Source organism: Mesorhizobium marinum (assembly GCF_040813675.1).
Taxonomy (GTDB): domain Bacteria; phylum Pseudomonadota; class Alphaproteobacteria; order Rhizobiales; family Rhizobiaceae; genus Mesorhizobium_K; species Mesorhizobium_K marinum.
Window position 1 is genome coordinate 819,515 of record NZ_JBFOCI010000001.1, and the last position, 17,015, is coordinate 836,529.

At 65.8% G+C, this 17,015-nt stretch carries 16 protein-coding genes; 10 read left to right on the plus strand and 6 right to left on the minus strand.

Going from position 1 to position 17,015, the window contains the following annotated elements; genetic code table 11:
- Nucleotides 1-50: 50 nt before the first annotated feature.
- The gene (locus tag ABUE31_RS03875; RefSeq protein ID WP_367722171.1) at nucleotides 51-434 is read right to left on the minus strand and encodes a RidA family protein; all 384 of its coding nucleotides are present in this window, start codon (nucleotides 432-434) and stop codon (nucleotides 51-53) included.
- A 240-nt stretch (nucleotides 435-674) separates the two neighbouring features.
- Here ABUE31_RS03875 and ABUE31_RS03880 point away from each other — a divergent pair, with 240 nt between their 5' ends.
- From ABUE31_RS03880 to ABUE31_RS03910, 7 genes are all read left to right on the plus strand, one after another.
- A complete protein-coding gene (locus ABUE31_RS03880; protein ID WP_367722172.1) occupies nucleotides 675-1,667 on the plus strand; it encodes an ABC transporter substrate-binding protein in 993 nt (330 codons plus the stop codon).
- 20 nt (nucleotides 1,668-1,687) lie between these two features.
- The gene (locus ABUE31_RS03885; protein WP_367722523.1) at nucleotides 1,688-2,512 is read left to right on the plus strand and encodes an ABC transporter ATP-binding protein; all 825 of its coding nucleotides are present in this window, start codon (nucleotides 1,688-1,690) and stop codon (nucleotides 2,510-2,512) included.
- Entirely contained in the window at nucleotides 2,499-3,356 is an 858-nt protein-coding gene (locus ABUE31_RS03890) for an ABC transporter permease (RefSeq protein WP_367722173.1), read from the plus strand. The genes ABUE31_RS03885 and ABUE31_RS03890 overlap by 14 nt, the downstream gene beginning before the upstream one ends.
- Before the next feature lie 6 nt (nucleotides 3,357-3,362).
- Nucleotides 3,363-4,664, plus strand: coding sequence for a cytosine deaminase (locus ABUE31_RS03895; RefSeq protein WP_367722174.1), 1,302 nt, complete (start codon nucleotides 3,363-3,365; stop codon nucleotides 4,662-4,664).
- Nucleotides 4,664-6,067: an FAD-binding oxidoreductase gene (locus ABUE31_RS03900; RefSeq protein WP_367722175.1), complete on the plus strand. Its 1,404-nt coding sequence runs from the start codon at nucleotides 4,664-4,666 to the stop codon at nucleotides 6,065-6,067. The genes ABUE31_RS03895 and ABUE31_RS03900 overlap by 1 nt, the downstream gene beginning before the upstream one ends.
- A 196-nt stretch (nucleotides 6,068-6,263) precedes the next feature.
- Nucleotides 6,264-6,845, plus strand: coding sequence for an NAD(P)H-dependent oxidoreductase (locus tag ABUE31_RS03905; RefSeq protein ID WP_367722176.1), 582 nt, complete (start codon nucleotides 6,264-6,266; stop codon nucleotides 6,843-6,845).
- Nucleotides 6,845-7,432 (plus strand): NAD(P)H-dependent oxidoreductase, encoded by a 588-nt coding sequence (locus tag ABUE31_RS03910; RefSeq protein ID WP_367722177.1) that lies wholly within the window; start codon nucleotides 6,845-6,847, stop codon nucleotides 7,430-7,432. Before ABUE31_RS03905 ends, ABUE31_RS03910 begins: the two co-directional genes overlap by 1 nt.
- 4 nt (nucleotides 7,433-7,436) lie before the next feature.
- On the opposite strand, the gene ABUE31_RS03915 is transcribed toward ABUE31_RS03910, so the two are convergent.
- Genes ABUE31_RS03915 through ABUE31_RS03930 form a run of 4 tightly spaced genes read right to left on the minus strand, consistent with a single transcriptional unit; the run spans nucleotide 7,437 to nucleotide 14,151 of the window.
- Nucleotides 7,437-9,881 (minus strand): GcvT family protein, encoded by a 2,445-nt coding sequence (locus ABUE31_RS03915; RefSeq protein ID WP_367722178.1) that lies wholly within the window; start codon nucleotides 9,879-9,881, stop codon nucleotides 7,437-7,439.
- Nucleotides 9,882-9,920: 39 nt separating this feature from the next.
- Nucleotides 9,921-11,102, minus strand: a complete 1,182-nt coding sequence (locus ABUE31_RS03920) for a pyridoxal phosphate-dependent aminotransferase (RefSeq protein ID WP_367722179.1) — start codon at nucleotides 11,100-11,102, stop codon at nucleotides 9,921-9,923.
- A 1-nt stretch (nucleotide 11,103) separates the two neighbouring features.
- Entirely contained in the window at nucleotides 11,104-13,554 is a 2,451-nt protein-coding gene (locus ABUE31_RS03925; RefSeq protein ID WP_367722180.1) for a GcvT family protein, read from the minus strand.
- Nucleotides 13,555-13,593: 39 nt separating this feature from the next.
- A complete protein-coding gene (locus ABUE31_RS03930) occupies nucleotides 13,594-14,151 on the minus strand; it encodes a helix-turn-helix domain-containing protein (RefSeq protein ID WP_367722181.1) in 558 nt (185 codons plus the stop codon).
- A 218-nt stretch (nucleotides 14,152-14,369) separates the two neighbouring features.
- On the opposite strand from ABUE31_RS03930, the gene ABUE31_RS03935 reads away from it, so the two are divergent.
- Nucleotides 14,370-15,077, plus strand: a complete 708-nt coding sequence (locus ABUE31_RS03935; RefSeq protein ID WP_367722182.1) for a nitroreductase — start codon at nucleotides 14,370-14,372, stop codon at nucleotides 15,075-15,077.
- 25 nt (nucleotides 15,078-15,102) lie between these two features.
- On the opposite strand, the gene ABUE31_RS03940 is transcribed toward ABUE31_RS03935, so the two are convergent.
- The gene (locus ABUE31_RS03940) at nucleotides 15,103-15,522 is read right to left on the minus strand and encodes a MarR family winged helix-turn-helix transcriptional regulator (RefSeq protein WP_367722183.1); all 420 of its coding nucleotides are present in this window, start codon (nucleotides 15,520-15,522) and stop codon (nucleotides 15,103-15,105) included.
- Nucleotides 15,523-15,639: 117 nt separating this feature from the next.
- On the opposite strand from ABUE31_RS03940, the gene ABUE31_RS03945 reads away from it, so the two are divergent.
- Nucleotides 15,640-16,719 (plus strand): WD40/YVTN/BNR-like repeat-containing protein, encoded by a 1,080-nt coding sequence (locus ABUE31_RS03945; protein WP_367722184.1) that lies wholly within the window; start codon nucleotides 15,640-15,642, stop codon nucleotides 16,717-16,719.
- Entirely contained in the window at nucleotides 16,719-17,015 is a 297-nt protein-coding gene (locus tag ABUE31_RS03950; RefSeq protein ID WP_367722185.1) for a MoaD/ThiS family protein, read from the plus strand. Before ABUE31_RS03945 ends, ABUE31_RS03950 begins: the two co-directional genes overlap by 1 nt.

A 17,015-nucleotide genomic window follows, 5' to 3' on the forward strand; every position in this document is an offset into this window, starting at 1 on the left:
CTCCCTGATACGCTAGCAGGCTTGTAGAGCGCAGCTTCCGGAGCCGCAACTCACCCCGCCGCGATCACCTCGATCTCGACCTTGAACTCGGGCCGCGAGAAGCCCGATACGATCATCAGCGTGGAGGCGGGCGGCGGGTCGGCGACCAGCCGGTCGCGCACGGCCATGTAGGGCTTCATGTGCGCGCGGTCGGTGACGAAGGCGTTGATGCGCACGATATCGCCCAGTCCGAGCCCTGCTTCGGCGAGCACCGCCCCGATGTTGGAGAAGCAGAGTTCGGCCTGCGCGCCGGCGTCCTCCGGAATCGAATCGTCGGGCCCGACGCCGAGCTGGCCGGAGCACACGATCAGCCGGCTGCCTGCCGGCACCTCGACGGCGTGGCTGTATCGGGCGAAGGGCAGCCGGATCGTTTTCGGCGACAGGAACTTGAACATCTCTTGGCATCTCCTCTGGCGGTATGTACGGCTTCGGCGTCGTCGCCATCAAGTGGCTGTGACTTGTTGTAGGGCAGCGTGGACTCGCGACCAAAAAATGGGCACGATATCCGGTGGACGGCACGGCGTGGCCAGTTCCCGCAGCCCAGCCGGGCTGTGGCCGAAGGCGCGCCTTTCGCTTCACAAACCGGGCTTGCAGATTCCGCGCGCCGCGGCGCGCGGGCAAACAGAGGGGACGTCATGAACAGGTTTCTCGCGATTTCGACCGCCGTACTGGCGATCAGCACCACCGGCGCGCTCGCCGAACCGGTGACGTTCGGCACCAACTGGCTGCCCCAGGCGGAACATGGCGGCTACTACCAGGCCGTGGTCGATGGCACCTATGCCGCCTGCGGGCTGGAAGTCACGATCCAGCCGGGTGGCCCGCAGGTCGCCGGCCGGCCGCTGCTGCTCGCCGGCAAGCTCGACTTCTACATGGGCGGCAACATGCAGCAGGCCTTCGACGCCGTTGCCCAGAACATCCCGCTCGTCGTGGTCGCCGCCTCCTTCCAGAAGGAGCCGCAGGTCGTGATGTCGCACCCGGGCGAGGGTCTCGACAAATGGGAGGACCTGCCCAAGGCCGAGCAGTACATCATCGGCGACGAGGGCGCGCAGAGCTTCCTTCTCTGGATGGCGACGGACTACGGCTTCGACGTCTCGAAGCGGGTGCCCTACACCTTCAACGCGGCGCCGTTCATAGCCAACAAGAAGTCGATCCAGCAGGGCTACGTGACGTCCGAGCCCTATGCGGTGGAGAAGGAAGGCGGCTTCGTGCCGAACCAGTTCCTGCTCGCCGACTACGGCTACGACACCTACGCCACCACGATCGAGACCATGCAGGATACGATCGACAAGCGGCCGCAGGTCGTCCAGTGCTTCGTCGATGGCTCGGCCAAGGGCTGGTACAACTACCTCTACGGCGACAACAAGGCCGCCAACGAGGCGATCAAGAAGGACAACCCCGACATCACCGACGAGCAGATCGCCTTCTCGATCTCGCAGATGAAGAAGTTCGGCATCGTCGATTCCGGCGACTCCGAAACGCTTGGCATCGGGGCGATGACCGACGAGCGCATGCATAGCTTCTACGACAAGATGGTGAAGGCCAAGGTCATGCCCGCGGGCATCGACATCAAGAAGTCGTACACGCTCGACTTCGTGAACAAGGGCGTCGGCCTCGACCTCAAGAAGTAGCAGGACGCATGCTCCAGGAAATGCGCGACCATTCGGAACGGTCGTCTGGCGGTTCGGCGGGCGGGGGCGAAGCGCCCCTGCTTGCGCTCCGCGACGTCGGCAAGATCTTCTCCAACGGCGTCACGGCGCTGCGCAATGTCGACCTGACGATCCGCGAGGGCGATTTCCTGAGCCTGCTCGGGCCATCCGGCTGCGGCAAGTCGACGGCGCTGCGCATCGTCGCCGGCCTTTCCACGCCCACCACCGGCGTGCTCGACTGGCGCGGCGGTGGAGAAGGCCGCTCCGACATCGGTTTCGTGTTCCAGGAGCCGACACTGCTGCCCTGGGCCAGCGTCTTCGACAACATCTGGCTGCCGCTGCGCCTGCGCGGCGTGTCCCGCGAAAAGGCGGCGCCGGCCATCCGCGAGATGGTCGAGCGCGTCCATCTTTCAGGCTTCGAGGACGCCATGCCGCGCGAACTCTCGGGTGGCATGAAGATGCGCGTCTCGATCGCCCGCGGGCTGGTTACGAAGCCGAGGCTGCTGCTGATGGACGAGCCCTTCGCGGCGCTCGACGAGATCACGCGCTTCAGGCTCAACAACGACCTGCTGGAACTCTGGCAGGACGAGCGCTTCACTGTCGTTTTCGTCACCCACAGCGTGTTCGAGAGCGTTTTCCTGTCCAACCGCATCGTCGTCATGGCGGCGCGACCGGGCCGCGTGTTCCGCGAGATCGCGGTCGATGCGCCTTACCCGCGCGACGAGGCCTTCCGGACCTCGCCGGACTATGCCGCCCTCTGCCGCGAGGCTTCGGGCGTGCTCGGCGAGGCAATCACGCTCGGCGGAGGCTCCAATGACGACCATTGAGCGCGACGCCGCGGCGCTGCCGCTGGACAGCGAAGAGGCCAGGCGCGTTCGCGCCGCAAGGCTGGAGCGCATCGGCAAATGGGTGCTGCCGCTCGCCATCATGGTGCTCGCCATCTGGCTTTGGGACCGCATCTGCGTCTGGAACGAGATTCCGCGCTACATCCTGCCGAGGCCGGGCGAAGTGCTCGCCACGCTTCACACGGATGCCGGGCTGCTGTTCGGCTCGCTGCTGGTGACGCTGCGCATTACATTCCTCAGCCTGCTACTGGCGGTGGCCGGGGGCGTCGGGCTGGCAGTCCTGTTCGCCCAGTCGAAATGGGTGGAGATGTCGCTCTTCCCCTTCGCCGTCATCCTTCAGGTCACGCCGATCGTGGCGGTGTTTCCGCTCATCAACATCTATGTCGACAACCAGACCGCAAAACTTTTGCTGTGCGCCTGGATCGTCGCCTTCTTTCCGATCCTCTCCAACACGACGCTCGGTCTCAACTCGGTAGACCGCAACCTGCTCGACCTGTTCAAGCTGAACGGCGCAACCAAATGGCAGCAACTCTGGCATCTGCGGCTGCCGGCGGCGATGCCGTATTTCCTGGGCGGCCTGAAGATCGCCGGCGGCCTGTCTCTCATCGGTGCGGTGGTCGCCGAGTTCGTCGCGGGCTCGGCCGGGCAGTCTTCCGGCCTTGCCTCGCGCATCATCGAGGCCGGCTACCGTCTCAACGCGCCGCGGCTGTTTGCTGCGCTGATCCTGATATCGTTCACGGGTATCGTGATCTTCCTGGTGCTGTCGCTCGTCTCGCACCTGATTCTGCGCCGCTGGCACGAAAGCGCGCTCAAGCAGGAACGGTAGCTTTCCGTGGTTCAACTTCCCGCGTCCGGCCCCTACACACTGTCGCGCGTGCGCCTGCACGGCTCGCTGACGTCTGGGCTTCCCGCGACCGCCGACGCCGACGGGCTCATCCTGGCCGATCTCGGCGTCGCCGACGGCAAGATCGCGTCGGTCGCGCCTCACGACGCATCGGCGCCGGTTGCCTTCGACCTTGCCGGCCGGATCGTCCTGCCGTGCTTCGTCGACTGCCACACGCACCTCGACAAGGGGCACATCTGGCCGCGCACGCCAAATCCGGACGGCACGTTCATGGGCGCGCTCGTCTCCGCCGGGGAGGACCGCGCGGCGCGGTGGAGCGCCGAGGACGTTTCCCGCCGCATGGATTTCGCCCTGCGCTCGGCCTACTCCCACGGCACCAAGGCAATCCGCACCCATATCGACAGCGTGGCCCCGCAGGAGGAAATCTCCTGGCCCGTGTTCGAGGAGATGCGCGAACGCTGGGCAGGTCGCATTGCGCTCCAGGCGTCGTGCCTGACCGGCATCGAGGCTGCGCGCGACAAGGCCTGGTTTGCGGCCCTTGCAAGACGCGTGGCCGCCGCCGGCGGCGTGCTCGGCACGGTCACCTACATGCTGCCGGATCTAGAGGAACTGCTCGATTTCGTCTTCTCGCTGGCGATCGAGCATGGTCTCGACCTCGACTTCCACGCTGACGAGACCGACGACGTCGCTGCCGTATCGCTGAGAAAGATCGCCGAGGCTGCTCTCTGGAACAACTTCCAGGGCAAGATTCTGGTCGGCCATTGCTGTGCGCTGGCGCGCCAGCCTGACCGCGAGGTGCTCGACACCCTGGACAAGGTGGCCAAGGCCGGGCTCTCGGTCGTCTCGCTGCCGATGTGCAATCTCTATCTCCAGGACCGCCGTCAGGACGCCACCACGCCGCGCTGGCGCGGCGTCACGCTGCTGCACGAGATGAAGGCGCGGGAGATCGCGGTCGCCGTGGCCTCCGACAACACGCGCGACCCCTTCTACGCCTACGGCGACCTCGACATGCTCGAGGTCTACCGCATGGCGACCCGTATCCTGCATCTCGACCATCCCGTGGCCGACTGGCCTAGGGCGGTCGCCGCGACGCCTGCCGAAATCATGCGCCTCGACGGCGCAGGAACGCTTGCCGTCGGCCAGCCCGCCGATTTCGTGGTGTTCAGGGGGCGCAGCTTCACCGAATTGCTCTCGCGCCCGGAATCGGATCGCGTCGTCGTGCGCGACGGCACGGCGATCAGGCGCGAGATTCCAGACTATTCCGAACTAGACGATCTGATGGGTGCGTGATGGACATTGCCGGGCTGAGAACCGACCTCGAAGGCCTGAAAATCGAGGACAACCCGAAGATCGTTCAGCAGAAGAGCCGCGACTTCTACTGGTACAGCCCGGTGCTGAAGCGTCAGCTCGAGCAGGTTACGGCGGACATCGTCGTTTCGCCCAGGGACGAGGCGGAGGTGATCCGCGTGCTGGCCGCCTGCCACCGCCGCGGTATTCCGGTGACGCCTCGCGGCACTGGCACCGGCAACTACGGCCAGGCCATGCCGCTCTCCGGCGGCGTCATCCTCAGCCTCGCCGAGATGAACACGGTAAGCGCGATCTCGCCGGGCCGTGTCGTCGTCGGTCCCGGCGCCATCATTGCCGACATCGACCGCGCCACGCGCGCCCATTCCGGACAGGAGCTGCGCCTCCACCCGTCCACCTACGCAACCGCGTCGATCGGCGGCTTCATCGCCGGTGGCTCCGGCGGGGTCGGTTCGATCAATTTCGGGGGCTTGCGCGATTTCGGCAATGTGCTGCGGCTTCGCGTCGTGACGATGGAGGCCGAGCCGCGTGCGCTGGAACTCACAGGCGAGGACCTGCACAAGGTCACCCACGCCTACGGCACCAACGGCATCATCACCGAGGTGGAAATGCCGCTGACCGCGGCCTACGACTGGGTCGACGTCATCGTCGGCTTCGACAGCTTCATGGGCGCGGCGCGCTTCGGCAACGCGCTCGGCTGCCAGGACGGGCTGCTGACGAAGCTCATCACGCCGATCGCCGCACCGGTGCCGCAGCTCTACTTCAAGCGCCACCAGAAGTTCTTCCGCGAGGGACAGAGCGTCTGCCTCGTCATGGTCGCGCCGCACTCGCTCGATGCCTTCCTTGCCTTCACGCGCCGGGCCGGCGGCGAGGTGGTCTACAATGCCGCCAGTGCCTCGGAGGAAGAGAAGAAGGGCCTGCCGCCGAACTACGAGCTTGCCTGGAACCATACGACGCTGCGCGCGCTGCGCGTCGATCCCTCAATCACCTATCTGCAGTCGCTCTACCCGTTCCCCGACCATCTGGCGCTGATCGAGAAGATCGACGGGCTTTTCCCGGGCGAGGTTTTTTCGCATCTCGAATTCGTGCGTTTCGACGGGAATATCACCTGCTTCGGCCTCAACCTCGTGCGCTTCACGACGGAGGAGCGGCTCGACGAGATCATCCGCACCTTCGAGGCGAACGGCTGCCCGATCTTCAATCCCCACCGCTACACGCTGGAGGAGGGCGGCATGAAGCAGACCGACGAGGTCCAACTCGCCTTCAAGCGCGAGGCCGATCCGCAAGGGCTGCTCAATCCCGGCAAGATGATCGCCTGGGAGAACCCCGACTACGACTACCGCTCCGGCAAGACGTTCCTGTTCAAGGGGCTGGAAAGGGCTTCCTGATAACGATGGTCGCCCCAACACCCCCCTCTGGCCTGCCGGCAATCTCATCCTCAAGGTGGGAGATCAGCAGCTCCGGCTTTTGCACTCAAACTGCCACCTTGCCGGTTGGTGAAGGCGCGTGTGAATGCCAATTGCCCCCCTTGAGGGGGCCGGCAGGCCAGAGGGGTGTGCCTGATGCAGTGCGCCGGGCCACTTCATGAAAATCCTCGTCCTCTACGCCCATCCTGTCGAGACCAGTTTCAACGCCGCGCTCCACCGGCTTATCGTGGAACGCTTGACCGCTGCCGGGCACGAAGTCGACGACTGCGACCTCTACGCCGAGGACTTCGACCCGCGCCTCAGCCGGACCGAACGGCTCGCGTATCACGATGACCGCTGCGCGAACGACCCGGTCGACCCCTATGTCACGCGTCTTCTGGCGGCGGAGGGTCTGGTCCTTTCCTTTCCGGTCTGGAACTACGGGTTTCCGGCCATCCTGAAGGGGTTCTTCGACCGCGTCTTCCTGCCCGGCGTGTCGTTCACGATGGTCAACGGCAAGGCGACGCCGAACCTTCACAGCATCCGCAAGGTGGCGGCCGTCACCACCTATGGCGGCAGCTGGTTCCGCGCCGCGCTCATGGGCAATCCGCCGAAGCGCATCGTCAACCGCGTCCTGCGCCTGACGGTGAAGCCGGGCGCGCCGGTCTCCTACCTCGCGCACTATTCGATGAACCTTTCGACGCCCCGCTCGCGCGATGATTTCATGGCGAAGGTCGCCGGGAAGATGGACGCATTCTGATGAAGTGGCTGGTCGTCTACTGCCATCCCGTCCCGGAAAGTTTCGGGGCGGCGGTGCGCGATGCGGCAGTCGAGGCGCTTTCGGGCCGGGGCGATGACGTCAGGCTGCTCGACCTCTACGCCGAGGGTTTCGATCCGGTTCTGGGCGCCGAGGAGCGCCGCAGCTACAACGACCGGGCTCCGAGCGACCCGAAACTCGCGACGCATATCGAACATCTCGGATGGGCCGAGGGCGTCCTGTTCGTCTACCCCACTTGGTGGTACGGCCTGCCGGCCATGCTGAAGGGCTGGTTCGATCGCGTCTGGGCGACCGACGTCGCCTTCAAGCTCCCCACGGATGGCGGGCGCATTCTGTCGCTCGTCCCGCACATCAGGAAGATCGGCGTCGTCACAACCTGCGGCGCGACGTGGTGGATTTCGCTCCTGATGGGCCAGCCCGGCCGCAAGACAATCCTGCGCGGCATGCGGGCGCTCTGCGCGCCGACGGCCCGCACGCTCTATCTCGCGCACTACGATATGGACCGCTCGACGTCGCAGAGCCGAGCTGCGTTCCTGGCGAAGGTCAGGCGGAAGGTAACGGCGTTCTAGATCGCTACATCCGCACCCGCTCGGCCTTCGGATCGTACATCGGCCTCAGGCTCGCCTCCGCGGCGAAACGCCGGCCGGCGATCTCGATCTCGTATGACGAGGCCAGCACGTCAGCCTCGCTTTCGCCGGCGCAGGGCGCGTATCCCATGCCGATCGCGCCGCCAAGCGCATGGCCGTAGTTGCCCGATGTCACCGTGCCCACGATCTTGCCGTCACGCACCAGCGCCTCGTTGTGGAAGAGCAGCGGCTCGGCGTCCTTCAGCCGGAACTGCAGCATGCGGCGCGACAGGCCGGCATCCCGCTTCCTCAGCACCGCGTCGCGGCCGAGGAAGTCGCCCTTGACCGTCTTTACCGCGAAGCCGAGGCCTGCTTCCAGCACATGGTCCTCGTCGGTGATGTCGTGGCCGAAATGGCGGAATGCCTTCTCGATGCGGCACGAGTCCAGCGTGTGCAACCCACAGAGTTTCAGGCCGAACTCCGAGCCGGCAGCCTCGATCGCCTCGAAGACGTGCGCCGCCTGTTCCGTCGAGACATAGAGCTCCCAGCCGAGTTCGCCGACATAGGTGACGCGGTGGGCGCGGGCCAGCCCCATCCCGATTTCGATCTCCTGATATGTCCCGAACGGATTGTTTTCGTTGGAAAAATCGTTCGGGCTCACCTTTTGAATCAAGTCCCGTGATTTCGGTCCCATAAGGCAGAGCACGCTTTCGGCGGACGTGACATCGGTTATCACGACGAAAGCCTCGCCCAGGTGCTTGCGCAGCCAGGCGAGGTCGCGCTGCAACGTCGCGCCGGGCACGACAAGGAAGAAGGCCGTTTCCGAAAGGCGGGTCACGGTCAGGTCGCTTTCGATGCCGCCCTTCGCGTTCAGCATCTGCGTGTAGACGATGCGGCCGGCCGGCACGTCCAGGTCGTTGGCGCAGAGCCGCTGCAGGAAGGCCAGTGCGTCGCGGCCTTCGACCCTGATCTTGCCGAAGGAGGTCATGTCGAACAGGCCGACATTGCCGCGCACCGCCAGGTGCTCCTCGCGCTGGTTCTCGAACCAGTTCTGCCGCCACCAGGAATAGTCGTATTCAGGCTCCTGGCCGGGTTTTGCGAACCAGTTCGCGCGCTCCCAACCGGCGACTTCGCCGAACACCGCGCCGCGCGCCTTCAGGTGCTCGTGGAGAGGGGAGCGGCGGATGCCGCGGGCCGACGCCATCTGGCGGTAGGGAAAGTGGTCGGCGTAGAGCAGGCCGAGCGTCTCGGTGACGCGCGCCTTGAGGTAGCTGCGGTTCTTCTGGAACGGCTGCGTGCGGCGGATATCGACTTCCCAGAGGTCGAACGGGGCCTCGCCGTCGTTGATCCACTGCGCCAGCGCCATGCCGGCGCCGCCCGACGAGACGATGCCGATCGAGTTGTAGCCGGTCGCCATCCAGTAGCCTGAGAGTTCCGGCGCTTCGCCGAGATAGTAGCGGTCATCAGGGGTGAAACTCTCGGGACCATTGAAGAAGGTGTGGATGCCGGCCGTCTCCAGCATCGGTATCCGGTTGACGCCCATCTCCAGGATCGGCGCGAAATGGTCCATGTCCTCGGGCAACTGGTCGAAGCAGAAATCCTCGCGGATGCCATCCATGCCCCATGGCTTCGCGACCGGTTCGAAGGCGCCAAGCATCATCTTGCCGGCGTCTTCCTTGTAGTAGGCGCATTCGTCGGGAACGCGCAGCACCGGCAGCCGCGTCAGGCCGGGAATCGGCTCGGTGATCAGGTAAAAGTGCTCGCAGGCGTGCAGCGGCACGTTGACGCCAGACATCGCGCCGAGTTCGCGCGCCCACATGCCAGCACAGTTGATGACGATGTCGGCCTCGATCGTTCCTTGCTCCTCGCCCTGCGCCCAGGACACGCCGGTGACGCGGCCGTCCTTCTGGTGAACGGCGGTAACCTTCACCCCCTCTACGATTTTTGCGCCGCGCTGGCGGGCGCCCTTGGCCAGCGCCATCGCGATGTTGGCGGGATCGCACTGGCCGTCGAGCGGCAGGTGCACCGCGCCCACCACGCCGTCGGTGTTGAGATGCGGATACATCTCCTTCACTTCCGTCGGCGATATTTCCCTGACGTCGACATCGAAGGCGCGCGCCACCGTCGCCTGTCGGTAAATCTCGTGCTTTCGCTCCTCGGTCAGCGCCACAGTGATCGAGCCGACCTGCCGCATGCCGGTTGCGACGCCCGTTTCGGCCTCCAGCTTGACGTAGAGGTCTGCCGAATATTTCGCGAGCCGGGTCATGTTCTGCGAGCCGCGCAACTGGCCGATCAGGCCAGCCGCATGCCAGGTGGTGCCTGAGGTGAGCTGCTTACGCTCCAGCAGCACGACATCGGTCCAGCCGAGCTTGGTCAGGTGGTAGGCGACCGAGCAGCCGGACACGCCGCCGCCGATGATGACGGCGCGGGCCTTTGCGGGAAGTTCAGCCATGGGGCGATGCTCCGGGAGAGGGCGGCGTGCGGTGCCGGTTCAGGCAGCCTTGCTGCGATAGGAGGATGCGAAGCGGCGCAGGCGGTTCGCCGCGTCCAGCAGCACGTCGTCAGGCTGGCAGAGGCTGATGCGGATGTGTCCGGCCGCTGCGTCGCCGAAGCTCGATCCCGGCATGGCGCCGATCTTCTCGGCATCAAGCAGCGCCCAGGCGAACTTCTCGTCGTCCGGCTCGATGGCACGAACGTCGAGCATGACGTACATGCCGCCTTCCGAGCCGCGCACGGTGATGTCGTTCAGGCCGTGGATCGCATCAAGGAACACCTTGCGCCGGCCGTTGTAGGTGTCGGCGATCTCGCTGACGCCATAGTCGTTCTCGAGCGCCTCGACGGCGGCGCGCGACACGAAGTCGGTCAGGCCGTAGGTGGTGACGAGGTTGAGGCTTACCAGCAGGCCGATCATGGCTTCGGGGCCAGTCAGCCAGCCGATGCGCCACCCGGTCATGCCGTGGCTCTTCGACATCGAGTTGATCACCAGCGTCCGCTCGGCCATGCCCGGCAGTGCCCGCGGCGAGACGTGGTGTTCGCCGGCCAGTGTCCAGTACACCTCGTCCGAGAGGAGCCAGAGGTCGTGTCGGATGCAGAGGTCGGCGATGCCTTCCAGGCTTTGCCGCGAATAGACGGCGCCGGTCGGGTTGTTGGGGGTGTTGATCAGGACCGCCTTGGTGTTCGGCTTCAACGCAGCCGCGATGGCTTCGGCGCGCGGTTGGAAGCCGTCGTCGGCGCTGGCTTCGACCACCGTGAAATCCGCTTCGGCCGCGCGGAAGGTGCCGGGATAGGTCGCGTAGTAGGGCGCCACGACGATGGCGTGGTCGCCCTTGTCGAGCGTGCCCTGCACGGCGGCATAGAGAGCGAGCTGCCCGCCCGGCGTGGCGATGACCTGGTCCGCATTCGTCTCGACGCCGGTGCAGCGCGTGGAGATGGCGGCCATGGCCGCGCGCAGGCGCGGAATGCCGGGCAGTTGGGTGTAGTGATGGTAGCCCGAGCGGACGGCCTTGACGCACGCCTCGATGGTTTCCGTGGGCGTGTCGAAATCGTGATCGCCGACCGACAGCATGATGATCGGCTCGCCCGCCTGCTTGCGGGTCATGGCGGCGAAATGCACCTCCCAGCCGTCCTTGCCGGAGGGCAGGATGCCGGACATGCGAGATGAAGGTTTTGGCATTCTACGCCCTCAGTCTTTCGTTCCTGGGATCCCAAAGCGGCTCGTCCTTCTGGACAGCCGCCGGGAAGCGCTCGCCGAAGATCTCGACTTCGATCTCCGTGCCGGGCTCGGCGAGGTCGGAGCGCAGCATGCCGAGCGCGATCGACTTGTCCACCCTGTGGCCAAAGCCTCCTGACGTCGTCTCCCCGACGATCTTGCCGTCGTGCCAGAGCGTGGACATGTACGGCGCGTCGTAGTCGGGGCTGTCCACGACGAGCGTCACGAAGCTCTTCTTCACGCCCTGCTGCTTCTCGCCCTGCAACGCCGCCTTGCCCCGGAAGTCGGGCTTGTCCCATTTGACGAACCGCTCGAGCCCGCCCTGCAGCACGGTGTAGTCGGTCGACAGGTCCTGCTTCCAGGCACGATAGCCCTTTTCGAGCCTGAGCGAATCCAGCGCGAACATGCCGAACGGTCTTAGCCCGTGCTTCTGGCCGGCTTCCCACACCGCGTCGAAGATCGCCGCCGTGTCCTCGACCTTGGTGTGGATCTCCCAGCCGAGTTCGCCCGCGAAGGACACGCGCACAAGCTGGCACCATCGGTCGGCGATCTGCACGGACTGGTGCGACAGCCACGGCAGCGAAAGGTCGGCGTCGGTTGCGTCGGCAAGAATCTGCCTCGCCTTTGGTCCCGTCAGGATCTGGCAGGCGAAGGCGTCGGTCGCGTTTTCCAGAGTCATTTGAGTCGGTTGGGGCAGGTGCTTCTGCAGCCACTCAAAGTCGTGCAGCTCCGCGACCGACGCCGTGATCAGGAAGAAGAAGTTCTCGCCGAGCGCCATGATCGACATCTCGGTGACGATGCGGCCCTTGTCGTCGGCGAAATAGCCGAGGCCGATCCTGCCGGGTTTAGGCACGATGCCGGTAATCATCGTGGAGAGCCATTCGCGGGCGCCTTCGCCCTCGAGGCGGAAGCGCGAGAAGCCGGGCAGGTCGAGGATGCCGGCTGCGTCGCGCACGGCAAGGCACTCCTCGCGGATACGCTGCAGCCACGGACCCTCGCGGCGGAAGGTCTGCGTGGATTGCTCGGAGGTATCGTCGCCGGGCTGCGCGTACCAGGTCGCGCGCTCCCAGCCGTTGTATGCGTTGAACCGCGCACCGAGCTCGGCGATACGGTCGTGGATCGGCGAGAGCTTGCGGTTGCGCGCCGCCGGCCATGCATGGCGCGGGAAGTGGATGGCGTATTCGTGGCCGTAGACCTCCATGCCCTTGGCAACCGCGTAGTCCGGCTCGGCCGCGAAGCCGGTGAAGCGGCGCGGGTCGCAGGACCACATGTCCCATTCGGTGCTGCCCTCGGTCACCCATTCGGCGAGCACCTTGCCTGCGCCGCCGGCCTGGGCGATGCCGAAGGTGAAGACGCAGGCCTCGAAGGCGTTGGGAACGCCGGGCATCGGCCCGATCAGCGGGTTGCCGTCCGGCGCATAGGGGATCGGCCCATTGATGACCTTTGACAAGCCGGCGGTGCCGAGGATCGGAACGCGCGCGATGGCGTCGTTGAGGTACCATTCCAGCCGCTCGAGATCGTCCGGGAAGAGCTGGAACGAAAAGTCCTCCGGCATGGGGTCGTTGTGGGTCGCCCAGTGCGCCCGGCAGTTTCGCTCGTACGGGCCGAGGTTCATGCCGGCCTTTTCCTGCCTAAGATAGTAGGAGGTATCGACGTCGCGCAGCAGCGGCAGCTTGTGGCCGACTTCCTTGCTCCAGGCAGCAAGTTCGGGGATTTCCTCGAACAGGATGTACTGATGGCTCATCACCATCATCGGAACCTTGCGGCCGAACAGCGCCCCGACCTCCTGGGCCCGGTAGCCGCCGGCGTTGACGACATACTCGCACCGGATCTCGCCCTTCGGCGTCGACAGCACCCATTCGCCGTTCTCGCGCCGGGCGCCCGAGACCGGGCAGAACCGGACGATCCTCGCGCCCATGTCGCGCGCGCCCTTGGCGAGCGCCTGCGTCAGCTGCGCGGGGTCGATGTCACCGTCGTTGGGATCGTGCAGCGCCCCCTTGAGCTCATGCGTCTCCAGGAACGGATAGCGCTTCCGGATCTCGTCCAGTCCGACGACGTCGATGTCCATGCCCTGGTAGCGGCCCATGCCCTTGGCGCGCTCGAATTCGCGCATCCGCTCGTCGGTATGGGCAAGCCGCAGCGAGCCGGTGACATGATAGTTCATCGGGTAGTCGACGGCCTTCGCCAGCCCTCGGTATAGCTCGGTCGAATAGCGCTGCATGTTCATCAGCGACCAGGACGACGAGAAGGTCGGCACGTTGCCCGCCGCGTGCCAGGTCGAGCCGGATGTCAGCTCGTTCTTTTCCAGCAGCACGCAGTCGGTCCAGCCCGCCCTGGCCAGATGATAGAGCGCGGAGACGCCGACCGCACCGCCACCGATGATCACGACACGCGCGGTCGAGGGTATGTCCGACACTTCCATCCTCCCTGATCGTTTTCCGTTTTGCCGCAGCCGTCAGTAGACCGGCGGCGAGACGACCCAGATCACCACCGCGGGTTCGTCGCCTGGGTTCTTCCAGCGAAAAGGCTTTGCCGCGAACCGAAAGCTGTCGCCCTTGCCGAGTTCGTGCCAGACGCCGTCGATCTCGATGTCAAAGCGTCCCGAGACCACGTAGCCGGCTTCCTCGGTCTTGCGCAGCGCGATCGCGGCGAGTTCCGCGCCCGGCGCGAAGACCGAACGCAGCATTTCGAAGCTACCGCCAAGATCCGGCGACAGAAGCTCCTCCACCAGGCCGGATTCGCTTGTGCCAAGCGACCGGCGGCGGCCGGAGCGGACTACCACGCCGCGTTCGCTGTCGCTTTCGGCTTCGTGGCCGAAGAACAGGCCAAGCGGAACACCGAACAGGTCGGCGAAGGCTCTCAGGTCCGCCAGCGATGGCACGGAAAGGCCACGCTCCACCTGGCTCAGCCAGCCAATCGAGCGCTTCAGGCGCGCGCCGATCTCGGCCAGCGTCATTCCGCGCGCCTTTCTCAGCGCCCGGATATCCCGAGCCAGCAGTTGCGCGGCTGGCATCGGTTCCTGGGAAAGCACGGCATTTTCAGACGACATGACGACGGCGGCGGTCCGTTGTGAAAATTCATCGCGGAATTTCACGAAATTCCAGCGCGATGAAAAAATCAAGTCTCCTTTCACGGCGAAGGCGAAATTTACTTGCCGGCCGGCGGATGGCGGTGCCATCCCTGACGACAGCCGGACCAGGGGCGATTTGGCGCGACACCGGGCGGGACGACATGCTGGCAAGGGACGGACATACGCCGCGGCATGACGAGGTTGCGACCGTCGATGAGGCGATCGTCTCGAGGCGATCGGTTCGCGCGTTCCTGCCCGATCCGGTCGACGAGGGGATGATCCGCGACATTCTCGAGGTGGCATCCCGGGCGCCATCGGGAACGAACATGCAGCCCTGGCGCGTCTACGTCGTGCTGGGCGCCGCCAAGGAGCGCATCTCCCGGGCGATTCTCGAATCCGGTCTTCGCGCCGAGAAGGCGCGCGGCGAATACAAATATTATCCCGACAAGTTCTTCGAGCCGTACCACGGCCGCCGCCGGGCCGTCGGCTATGCACTCTATGGACACCTCGGCATCGGCAAGCGCGACGTTCACCAGATGCGGGTGCAGCACGACCGCAACTTCGTCTTCTTCGACGCACCGGTCGGCATGATCTTCACCATCGACCGGCGGCTCAACCAGGGGTCCTGGGTCGATTACGGCATGTTCTTGCAGAACATCATGGTGGCGGCCCGCGCGCGAGGGTTGCATACGTGCCCGCAGGCAGCGTTTGCGCCCTACCACCGGCAGATTCGGCCGGTTCTCGGCATTCCCGACGAAGAGATCGTCGTCTGCGGCATGGCGCTTGGCTACGAGGACGCGTCAAAGCCGGAAAACAGCCTGCGCACCGAGCGGGCGTCGCCGGACGAGTTCGCCACTTTCGTTCGCTGAGACCGCCGGGGCAGGCGGGCTGTTCCTATTTCACGCCGGCCAGTCGGGTCAGGTCGCGGCGAATGCGATCGGCGTCCTCGAGTTCCGCTTCCACGGCGCGCTGCGTCATGGTCCATGCGGGCATCGCCTCGGCAAGGCGCCGGCGCCCGCTGTCGGTCAGGGCGAGCAGGCGGCCGCGTCGATCATCCGGATCGGAGGACGTGGCGACGAGGCCGCCGACGTTGAGCGGCTTCAGCGCCGCCGTGAGCGTTGTGCGGTCCATGCCGAGCAGGTCGGCCACGTCGCGCATGCGCACCCGGCCGGGCCGGTTGAGCGACATCAGCAGCGAAAACTGCCCGTTAGTAAGGCCGACCGGGCGCAGCGCCCGGTCGAACCGGCGGGCGAGGACACGCGCAGCACGCTGCGCATGCAGGCACAGGCAGGTGTCGCGCACATGCAGTGTCATGAGCCTGTCAGGAGGCGTGGGCGGTTCTTCCGGCATAGCCTCAATTACGTTGATATCAACGCGCATGTCCATAGAATGGTGCGGCCGGGCGCCGGTCGCCCCGATCCGGGAGGAGGGATGATGGCCAGGGTGCTCGTTCTCATCGGAACCAAGAAGGGCGCGTTCATCGCCGAAAGCGACGAGCGCCGGCAAACGTGGTCGCTGCGCGGCCCGTTCTGCAATCATTGGCCGATCCATCATCTTGTTGCCGATTCGACGACCGGGGCGATCCACGGCGCAGGCGGCAATGCCTGGTTCGGTCCTGCGATATGGACCTCGCATGATCTTGGCGAGACGTGGAGCCATTCCAGCCAGGGCCTCGCCTATCCCGAGGGGCAGGAGCCGGTGGCGGCAGCCTGGAGCGTCGAGGCGCGGGACGGCGAACTGCTGGTCGGCGTGCAGCCCGCCGGCCTGTTCCGCAGCGGTGACGGCGGCGAGACATTCGAACATCTGTCTGGCCTGCGCGACCATCCCAGCCGTCCGCACTGGAATGCCGGCGGCGCCGGATTGATCCTGCACTCGATCGTGCGCGATCCGGCTGCGCCGGATCGCATCTGGGTCGGCATTTCGTCGGCCGGCGTCTTCTATACGGGGGACGGGGGCAAGACCTGGGAGCCGCGCAACCGCGGCACCCGCGCGGACTTTTTCCCCGAAGGGCAGAACTACCCCGAGTTCGGCCAGTGCGTTCACAACATAGTCAAGGCTGCGGGCGCGGGCGACCGTCTCTACCAGCAGAACCATTGCGGGATGTATCGCTCGGACGATGGCGGAGCCAACTGGCAGAGCGTCGAAAAGGGACTGCCGTCGAGCTTCGGCTTTCCCGTCGCGTCGCATCCGCGCGACGCGGACACCGCCTGGATGATCCCGCTCAATGGCGCGGAGCAGGGGCGCTACGTTCCGGACGCCAGGGCGGCCGTGTGGCGCACGCGCGACGCCGGGGCCACCTGGCAGGACCTGCGCGACGGGCTGCCCCAGGAGAACGCCTATTTCGGCGTGCTGCGGCAGGCGATGGCGACCGACCGGCTGGAACCGGCGGGCGTCTATTTCGGCACCGGTTCGGGAACGCTTTTCGTAAGCGCCGACGAAGGCGAGAGCTGGACGGCGGTGGCCGAACACCTGCCGACCATTTCCTCCGTCGAGACGCTCGCGGTCGATTGATGCCGGCGCAAAGCCCACCCGGCGCAGGCAACCCGGTGGTCGTGCGGCTGCCGGGTATCCTCATCGACCTTTTCCCTGGCGCCCTGCGACGCGTCGAGATGTCGGCCGGCACAGTCGGCGAGGCGATCGACGAACTTGACCGCCGCTGGCCTGGCATGGGCGACCGCATCCGCGACACGCGCCCGGCCATACGCAAGCACATGAACGTCTTTCTCGACGGCGAGCGGGCGACGCTGGAGACGGCGCTGCCTAAGGGCGCGGAAGTCTTCATCATCACCGCGATCAGCGGTGGGTAG